Origin of the sequence: Granulicella sp. S190 (assembly GCF_009766095.1) — a bacterium.
Lineage (GTDB): Bacteria > Acidobacteriota > Terriglobia > Terriglobales > Acidobacteriaceae > Edaphobacter.
On record NZ_LMUD01000012.1, the window covers coordinates 96,802 to 104,933 of the forward strand.

Consider the following 8,132-nt stretch of genomic DNA (forward strand, 5'->3'; position numbering starts at 1 on the left):
CACGAAGCCTTGCGTAACTCTCTCCGTCAACTTTGCAGACAGGAGATTTCTATGTCCTCTATAGCCCTTCGCTCCATAGGTTTCGCCGCCACCATCGCGGCGGCTCTCCTCTCCACTTCCACTCTTTCAGTGTTTGCCCAGAGCTCCGACCACGAGTGGCAGAAGAGCTATTCCCTGAACGGCGGATCTACCTCGTTCACGGTAGAGACCGGCGACAGCGGGCTTGAGATCCGCTCCTGTGGCGACTGCAAAGAGATCAAAGTCCATGTGGAGTCCACCAGAAACCTGAACGAGTACACCATCGAAGAGCATCAGGAAGGGGATCATGTCACCTTCAGACTCAAAGAGAAGCCGCACAACTTTCGCATTCAATGGAACGAAGGCCGAAGAACCAAAGTAAACGTAGAGATACCGGGAAAGATCGATCTGGATGCTACGGTAGCGGACGGAAATCTTTCCGCGCAGGATCTGACCGGCAAAGTGCAGGTTCATGCAGGCGATGGTGCGGTGAGCCTCGACAACATCAAGGGCGAGGTACACCTCAACGCCTCGGATGGCGCGATCAGCGTGCATAACGTAGTGGGTACGCTAGATGCGCGAGGCTCCGACGGGAGCATGAAGATCGATGGGCAGTTCACGGCGGTTCAGCTTGAAACCAGCGATGGCAACCTCGACTTCACGCTCGCTCCCGGGTCGCAGCTTACCGGAGCATCGCGGATCAAGGCCTCCGATGGGCGTATCACCATCCGTTTGCCGCAGACTCTCTCCGCAGATATGGATGTGACCACCGGCGACGGACATCTCCTCTGCACCTTGCCGCTAACGATGGACCACTACAACAGTGGAGACTCAGGCCGTCATCATCTCCACGGACATATGAATGCAGGCGGTGTTCCGTTCGACATTCACGCATCCGATGGAAATGTCAGCATCACGACGATCTAGTAGCGCAGCTCTCCGATGTAGGCGCCGTAGGGCGGCAGCGTCATGTCCTCGAGGTGCATGGTGCCTATGCCTTCGTACGAGCGCAGCACAGTGCGAAGGAAGCTGCCCCGCATTCCGAGGCTTGTGAAATCTGCTTTCAGCGAGAGCTGGGCCGGTTGCGCGGAGAGGTTGAACAGAAGCACTATCACCGGCGACGTGGGCGTGACGACCTTGGGTTTGCGGATGAGGACAAGAACGTTCTGGTCGTCGCGATTGATGGTGAGGGTTGTGCCAGTGGCGAGTGTGGCGTTGGCATGATGGATCGTGCTGAGCTGGCGATACCAGTTCAAAAGCGAGTCGGGGTCAGCGTCTTCCACGGCAGCGTTAGGTGTTGCGCCAGCCGCATAAGTGGCAACAGGTGTAGGCGCAAGGGGTGCGGCTACTGGAGTGGGGGGTGAAGCACTGGGCGGTTTATAGGGGACGTAGCTCTCGTTGGCAGACGCAGCGGTGGGCGGCTTGTACGGAACATAGGCCTCACTGACGGGCTCAGGCTTTGGAGGTGGCGGCGCATTCCACAGGATCAAAGGCGCGGCCGCGGTTGCGTCAGTGGAAGCTGGCGTGCGAACGCCTAGCTCCTGGCCGTAGTAGAGGAGCGATTCGGCGCGAGTAGTGAAGAGGAGCGTGGCGAGCATCTTGGCGATTGCCAGGTCGTGCTGCCCGTCGGCGTAGCGGCTCATGCTGCGGGGGAAGGAGGGTCCGTCGGTGGCGAGCAGCGGGACGCTATGGCCACTCTGCTGAACCGCCTGGAGACTCTCAATGACGGGCCGGATCGCCGCAGCGTGCAACGTGGTGATGGAACCAATGCGGTCGTTGAGCAGAAGTTGCGGCATCTGAGTGTCGAGCGCAGTGTGTACCTGGGTGTGTGTCGACTGAGAGCGAGTCGGCGTAGATCGTGAGGTGGTCGTTTGCGCTGGGGCTTGAGCGTCTGTCGCTGCGTTAGCTGGAGGGTTTGCTGGAGTTGTGACATGAGTGCGGGAGTGGTGCCGGGAGCGGCCATGCGCGTGATGGCGAAAGCGCGCGGTGGGCGCCTCAGCCTGCGGCTGGACAGGAACCGGCGGTTGAACGGACGTCAACGGAGGAGCTGCCGCCTCCGGCTCTGTCGACGCAACTGCCACGGGTTGAGACACGGCGGTCAGGGTAGGCGCAGGCTCCGAGGTTGCATCGGCAATGAGGATGCGTTGACCGAGGTAGCTTGTGGTCGTTGCGCGGAGAGTTGCAGCCTGGGCGTTGGCAGTATCGCCACTGCCGGAGAGGTGAAACCCGGCGATGCCGCGATTGAGCCAGAAGCGCGCCACATTCGGAAGGTCGGCCGCGGGGATAGCGGGATCGAGATCGAGCAGAACATGGAGGTGGCGGCTGCTGGCTTCGCGGAGCAGGTCGTCGAAGTCATCGAGCGTGCCTAAGGCCGGGGCGATCGTCTGAGCCTGCGTGGGATCGGGTTGAAGGTGAGTGAGCAGGATCGCGTCGGTGCCAAGCGAGTGGATGTAGTCGAGACGGTGGACGACGCCATGGAGGGGACTATCGCCCGCAGGGCTGAAGTCGATGGGATTGACCTCGTAGATCACGGCGCGCTTCCACCACGTATCAGTGGTGATGCCGGAACCCACCCAGCCGGGACGGGCAAGCGTCTGCGTTGTGGCGAAGGGAGTGGCTGCGGTGAGAATGCAGGCGAAGCAGAGAGAGAGGAGGCGGGGAGTTCGGTGATGGTTGATCATGCGCTCTTGATTGAGATGCTACGCGAGATCGCGGCGGCTTGTGAAAGAGTGCATCAGTGCGCGCTTCTGCAGGCTCGATCACGCATCTTCTTGTATTTGCTGGCGCAAGGTTTTATGGTCAAAGCATCCGTTCCGAAAAAAAGGAGATTCGCATGAGAGGTCTTGCCGCTTTAGGTGTGGGGTCTGCACTGCTGTTTGTTCAGACGGGATTGACCCAGATGGGTGCGCCAGGTACCTCGGGTGCGACCGGCTCGTCGCAACGCATCTCGCTGCCGGCGATTGCAGGGCCGCTGGCGACGAAGTACAAGACTGACGCGGATCGAATCCTGCAGGCTTCTGAGACCGACGACGATGGGTACGTGGCGCTGACGTATCTGTGCGACCACATCGGCAAGCGCCTGAGCGGCACGGCGCCTTTGAACACGGCGGTGACCTGGGGTGCGGAGTTGATGCGCAAGGCCGGGCTGCAGAACGTGACTGTGCAGCCGGTGATGGTGCCCCACTGGGTCAGAGGCGACGAGTCCGGCGCGATCTTCTACAAAGGTGAAGCCGGCCCGATGACGAAATCGCTGCACATGCTTGGTCTAGGCATGAGCGTGGGCACTCCGAAGGATGGGATTACCGCGGAGGTGATCTTTGCGCCAAGCTTCGCGGCATTCGATGCCATGTCGCCGGAGCAGGTGAAGGGGAAGATCGTAGTCTTCAACCCAGGCTGGCACGGCTATGGAGCGAACGTGATGTATCGCGCGCTGGGGCCGTCGAAGGCTGCGGCGAAGGGTGCGGTGGCAGTTCTGGTGCGCTCGGCGACCGGGCTTGCCATGCAGACGCCGCACACAGGCGCGCTCTTTTATGACCCGAAGGTGACCAAGATTCCAGCGGCCGCGATCTCTGTGGAGGATGCGGCGATGATCGAGCGGCTGTGCAAGGACGGGACGGTGAAGGCGCATCTGCAGATGGATGCGCACATGGAACCTGATGTTCAAGCCGGGAACGTGATGGGCGAGATTGTGGGCACCGAACACCCGGAGCAGGTAGTCTCCATCGGCGGACACATCGACTCGTGGGACGTAGGTCAGGGCGCGCAGGATGACGGTTCGGGAATCATGGCGGCCTATCAGGCGGTGACGCTGCTGCACAAGCTGGGCCTCAAGCCGAAGCGGACCATCCGGCTCGTCTTCTGGGTAAACGAAGAGAACGGTGAAGCGGGCGGCAAGGAGTATCGAAGAGTCATTGGCGATAAGATCGGCGATCAGGTGGCCGCCATCGAGATGGATGAAGGTGCGGAGAAGCCGCTGGGCATGGGCTTTGGAGGGTTCGGCTCCATGAGGCCCGGTGCCGCCGCGTTCGATCTCAGCAAGTTGCCGCCTGACCAGCAGCAGTCGTACGCTGCCCTGCAGGATATCGCTTCGCTGCTGGCGCCGATCGGGGCGGACAAGGTGCTGCCGGGTGGCGGCGGATCGGATATCGAGCCGCTGACCGATGACGGTGTGCCCGCTTTGGCTCCCCGGACTGACGACCAGCACTACTTCGACTGGCACCACACCGAGGCGGATACGCTGGATAAGGTCGATCCCGTGGAGTTCCGCAAAAATGCGGCGATGCTGTCGGTTGTCACCTTTGTGCTGGCCGATATGGATGGTCGGCTGACAGGACACAAGTCGGCGGCGCAGTAGTTTGAAGAAACGAAAGCGGCTATCGCGAAGAGCGGTAGCCGCTTTTTCTTTGTGCGACGCAAGTTTGTCGTCCGCGCAAAGCTACGCGATGTCGAAGCTCACGCCCTGGGCCAGCGGCAGGTCGGTGCCGTAGTTGATGGTATTGGTGGCGCGCCGCATGTACTGCTTCCACGCGTCGGAGCCGGACTCGCGCCCTCCTCCGGTCTCCTTCTCGCCACCGAAGGCTCCGCCGATCTCCGCACCCGAGGTGCCGATGTTGACGTTAGCGATGCCGCAGTCGGATCCGGTAACGGAGAGGAAGAGCTCAGCTTCGCGAAGGTTCATCGTGAAGATCGAAGACGAAAGACCCTGCGGCACGTCGTTGTGCAGACCGAGTGCGCCTGCAAAGTCGGAGTACTTGAGGACATAAAGAATGGGAGCGAAGGTCTCGCGCTTGACCGTCTCGGTCTGCGAAGAGACTTCGACCAGCGCGGGACGAACGTAAAACGCTTCAACATCCGCAGTCTCGATGCGTTCCCCGCCGGTGATGGTAGCGCCGGCGCTGCGTGCTTCTTCGAGCGCGCCCTGCATGGCCTTATAGGATCGCTCGTCGATAAGCGGGCCGACTAGGGTGCCCTGCGCTCCTGGATCGCCAATGACGACAGAAGAGTAGACCTTCTTGAGCTGCGGGATGAACTTGTCATAGATGCTCTCGTGGACAATCAACCGGCGCAGCGTGGTGCAGCGCTGTCCAGCGGTTCCCATCGCGGAGAAGGCGATGGCGCGCAGGGTCAGGTCGAGATCGGCGGAGGGTGCGACGATCGCGGCGTTGTTGCCGCCAAGCTCGAGGATCGCCTTGGCGAAGCGCGCTGCAAGCCTCGGTGCAACGGCGCGCCCCATCGCGGTCGATCCGGTAGCGGAGACCAGCGGAATCAGCGGACTGTCGACCAGCTGTTCGCCAACCTTGGCATCGCCGATCAGGAGAGTCGCGAGCCCCGCGGGGATGGCTCCAAACTTCTTTGCGGCGCGTTCGAAGATGGCCTGGGTCGCGAGCGCAGTCAGCGGTGTCTTTTCGCTAGGCTTCCAGACGACAGCGTCGCCGCAGACCAGAGCCAGCGCAGCATTCCAGCTCCACACCGCCACGGGAAAATTAAAGGCTGAGATCACGCCGACGACGCCGAGCGAGTGCCAGGTCTCCATCATGCGGTGCTTGGCGCGTTCGGAGGGAACGGTGAGGCCTGCCAACTGACGGGACAGGCCCGCAGCGAAGGTACAGATGTCGATCATCTCCTGCACCTCGCCCTGGCCTTCAGAGAGAAGCTTGCCGGACTCGATGGTGACCAGGCGGCCAAGCGGCTCGATGTTGGCCCGCAGCTCTTCGCCAAGCAGCCGGATGAGCTCCCCGCGCTTCGGCGCAGGGACGTTGCGCCACTCGAGGTAAGCAGCGTGGGCCTTGGCGATGGCTGCCTTGGCCGCTTCGGCTGTGATCGTCGAGACCTGCGCAATGATCTCGCCGGTGATCGGAGTCCGGACAGTCAGATCGCCGCTGGTGGTGAGAGAAGAGGGGACGCCGAGCGCGGCGAGGAGAGCTTCTACTTCTTGTCGAATCGTCATCATGTGTGTTGTTTGTTCTCGAGGTAAGCGTAGATGGTTAGTGTTAGGAGTGGCAAGTTGACGCGCTCTCGCAGTTGGGGGACTAGACAGGATTTTGGCGCTAGTCCGATCACGATCAGGCTCAATGCTTTGGGCTGAGCACCTTCCGATCGCCTTCCGTAGGCTCTCGCGAGGGGTCAGGTTGAATGGTGTTCGCGCCTCTTCGCTCTTCTTCGCTCGCAATTGGAACCGAAATTCCGGCGGACGCAATATAGAGATTGTTCCTCTTTCTGTAAGTCACCGCGAGTGTGTGAATCCCTGCTTCTTCGGTTGTCGCACGCGGGAACTCGAGGATGTAGCGCTCCCGGAGCATCTGCGTGAACTCCTTGAGCCGATACATAGTCGTGTGCTCGCTGGCCTGTAACTGGATTCCACCGCTGTTCACGCATATCTGTTCGAACTTGTCCTCGTGGTTGTTGAGGAAGGGAGAATGGAAGGGAAACATCTCCGACGTCTCGTGGGATTTCTCCACGATGATTGTTGGGTTTGGCAGAAGCCCAAAGACAGCCTCGGAGTGGAGCTGTGCATGGAGCATGACGTCTTTCCAGAGGCTCCTGCTGCCGGTATCTTCACCATCAGTGATGGCCAGGAGTACACGTCTGCCCGGCTGTTGGTCGAGGTCGTCGAGCACATCTGCCATGGAGTCCCAAAGTGGCAGGCGTACCCTGCAGGGTGGTAGAGGGGCCTTCTTCTGTTTCTTTAGCTCCGCGTTTTGGGTTTGACGGATCTGCCATGGCATCATGGCTCTCCGAACTCCATCAGCGAGTACAGTCGGATTTGCCGCCGCGTCGTAGGTCGTGCGGATCAGGGCGCAATCAATGGCATAGACCGATACGCGATCCTGCGGATGGAGGAAGTCGGGCGGGAGTGCAGCGATGGCTTGGATGAGCGGCGGCAGCAGCTCGTTATCGGGTTTGCTTGCGTCGATGAGGATTGCGAGGGAGATTGGGTCATCGCCCTCGCGGCGAACGTAGGTGGGGCGAAACCGTGGGCCGGAGTCGAGGCTCAAACGGAATCCCGAGGTGTCGATCGGCTTCATTCGCTCGTAGTCGTGAGCGAGGACGAGGACCGGCACCTGCTTGAGATTGGTGTAAACGTGAAGGGTGGGTGCTGAGGAAGTTGCAGTTGCTGGAGATTGTGCCGGGGCTGTTTCAATTTGCGATTGCGCATTGCTGCTGATCGCAGCGAGCATGAACAGGAGAGCGATAGCGGCGAACTTTTTGGGGTTCGAACCTGACAGTGCGTCTCTCTTCGGGATAGTTTGCGATAGTCTTTCGTCCACGGTCACTGAGACCTCGGTGTCACCACTCTACAGCGAAGAGTTTATTCGAAGAGATGTGGATTTGGCATCTTCGCGAGGTCAGGATCGCGGCGAAGGTGGCATTCCGGCACCTTCCATTCCCGGCCTTCCCATCCGAGTAGGCGCTGGATTTGCGGTGGGGTCTACGGCGGCGATGATCTCAGCCCGAAGACCAGCGATGAACTGTCCGGGCTGGATGGGCTGGAGCTTCGCGATCTGGAGTCCGCCGTGCTGGTCTTCGAAGACATGGTCTTCGGCCTGGGGGGTGCGATGGATTTGCCGGCGATTTGAGAGGAGTCCATCAGTCTGTGCAGATCCGGCTATTACTTTAGAGCGGGAGCGTGCACTTTTCAAACTCTTTTGAAACGACATCCGCAATCTGGTGTGGTAGCTTGAGTGACGCTATGCTCTGCCGATAGCTGCATTCGTGTATGAAAACGAAGCAACGCATAGAGGCGGAGAGCCGGTTCGTTGGCTTCGATGTCGTTTCGATGCCAACACTTCCACCTCCTGGGTTTGTCCCGTTGTCTGTATCTGATGATTCCAAGGAGACCCCAGTGAAACGTATCGTTCCTCTCGTCGCAACCCTCGCTCTGTATGGCGCGGTTCCGCTCCTCCTTCAGGCCCAAAGCTCCACCCCGGCCACGACCCTTCCCGCCAGCATCACAGAGATCCCCACCCCCTCGCCCGTCAGCCTTCCACAAGGTGTGGATATCGCCGGCGACGGCAGTATCTGGTACGCCGAGACCAGCGCCGGAAAGATCGCCGTGCTGCATCCCAACCTCAGCACGGCAGAGTTTGCCCTTCCCACCGGCGGTCAGCCCGTTA

Annotated in this window: 7 protein-coding genes; 3 read left to right on the plus strand and 4 right to left on the minus strand. The window is 60.5% G+C overall.

Annotation, left to right across the window (positions count from 1 at the left end):
- Window positions 1-51 precede the first annotated feature (51 nt).
- The gene (locus GSQ94_RS06525; protein WP_158942689.1) at window positions 52-945 is read left to right on the plus strand and encodes a DUF4097 family beta strand repeat-containing protein; all 894 of its coding nucleotides are present in this window, start codon (window positions 52-54) and stop codon (window positions 943-945) included.
- Here the strand turns inward: GSQ94_RS06525 and GSQ94_RS06530 are convergent.
- The gene (locus tag GSQ94_RS06530; RefSeq protein WP_158942690.1) at window positions 942-2,699 is read right to left on the minus strand and encodes an alpha-amylase family glycosyl hydrolase; all 1,758 of its coding nucleotides are present in this window, start codon (window positions 2,697-2,699) and stop codon (window positions 942-944) included. The two genes, GSQ94_RS06525 and GSQ94_RS06530, sit on opposite strands and share 4 nt — an antisense overlap.
- Window positions 2,700-2,851: 152 nt before the next feature.
- Between GSQ94_RS06530 and GSQ94_RS06535 the strand changes: the two genes are divergently transcribed.
- Window positions 2,852-4,372: a M20/M25/M40 family metallo-hydrolase gene (locus GSQ94_RS06535; protein WP_158942692.1), complete on the plus strand. Its 1,521-nt coding sequence runs from the start codon at window positions 2,852-2,854 to the stop codon at window positions 4,370-4,372.
- Window positions 4,373-4,453: 81 nt separating this feature from the next.
- Here GSQ94_RS06535 and GSQ94_RS06540 read toward each other — a convergent pair whose 3' ends face one another.
- From GSQ94_RS06540 to GSQ94_RS06550, 3 genes are all read right to left on the minus strand, one after another.
- Entirely contained in the window at window positions 4,454-5,968 is a 1,515-nt protein-coding gene (locus tag GSQ94_RS06540; RefSeq protein WP_254063697.1) for an aldehyde dehydrogenase family protein, read from the minus strand.
- Window positions 5,969-6,086: 118 nt separating this feature from the next.
- Window positions 6,087-7,286, minus strand: coding sequence for a hypothetical protein (locus GSQ94_RS06545; RefSeq protein ID WP_158942694.1), 1,200 nt, complete (start codon window positions 7,284-7,286; stop codon window positions 6,087-6,089).
- Between the two features lie 78 nt (window positions 7,287-7,364).
- The gene (locus GSQ94_RS06550; protein ID WP_158942696.1) at window positions 7,365-7,676 is read right to left on the minus strand and encodes a hypothetical protein; all 312 of its coding nucleotides are present in this window, start codon (window positions 7,674-7,676) and stop codon (window positions 7,365-7,367) included.
- Window positions 7,677-7,861: 185 nt separating this feature from the next.
- Here GSQ94_RS06550 and GSQ94_RS06555 point away from each other — a divergent pair.
- Window positions 7,862-8,132: hypothetical protein (locus tag GSQ94_RS06555; RefSeq protein ID WP_216843024.1), on the plus strand; the 271-nt coding region annotated here is incomplete at its 3' end.

What these genes read in the sequence shown, in the direction of transcription:
- GSQ94_RS06525 (WP_158942689.1), top strand. Translation starts at nt 52, where the DNA reads ATGTCCTCTATAGCCCTTCGCTCCATAGGTTTCGCCGCCACCATCGCG.
- GSQ94_RS06535 (WP_158942692.1), top strand. Translation starts at nt 2,852, where the DNA reads ATGAGAGGTCTTGCCGCTTTAGGTGTGGGGTCTGCACTGCTGTTTGTT.
- GSQ94_RS06530 (WP_158942690.1), bottom strand. Translation starts at nt 2,699, where the DNA reads ATGATCAACCATCACCGAACTCCCCGCCTCCTCTCTCTCTGCTTCGCC.
- GSQ94_RS06550 (WP_158942696.1), bottom strand. Translation starts at nt 7,676, where the DNA reads ATGTCGTTTCAAAAGAGTTTGAAAAGTGCACGCTCCCGCTCTAAAGTA.
- GSQ94_RS06540 (WP_254063697.1), bottom strand. Translation starts at nt 5,968, where the DNA reads ATGATGACGATTCGACAAGAAGTAGAAGCTCTCCTCGCCGCGCTCGGC.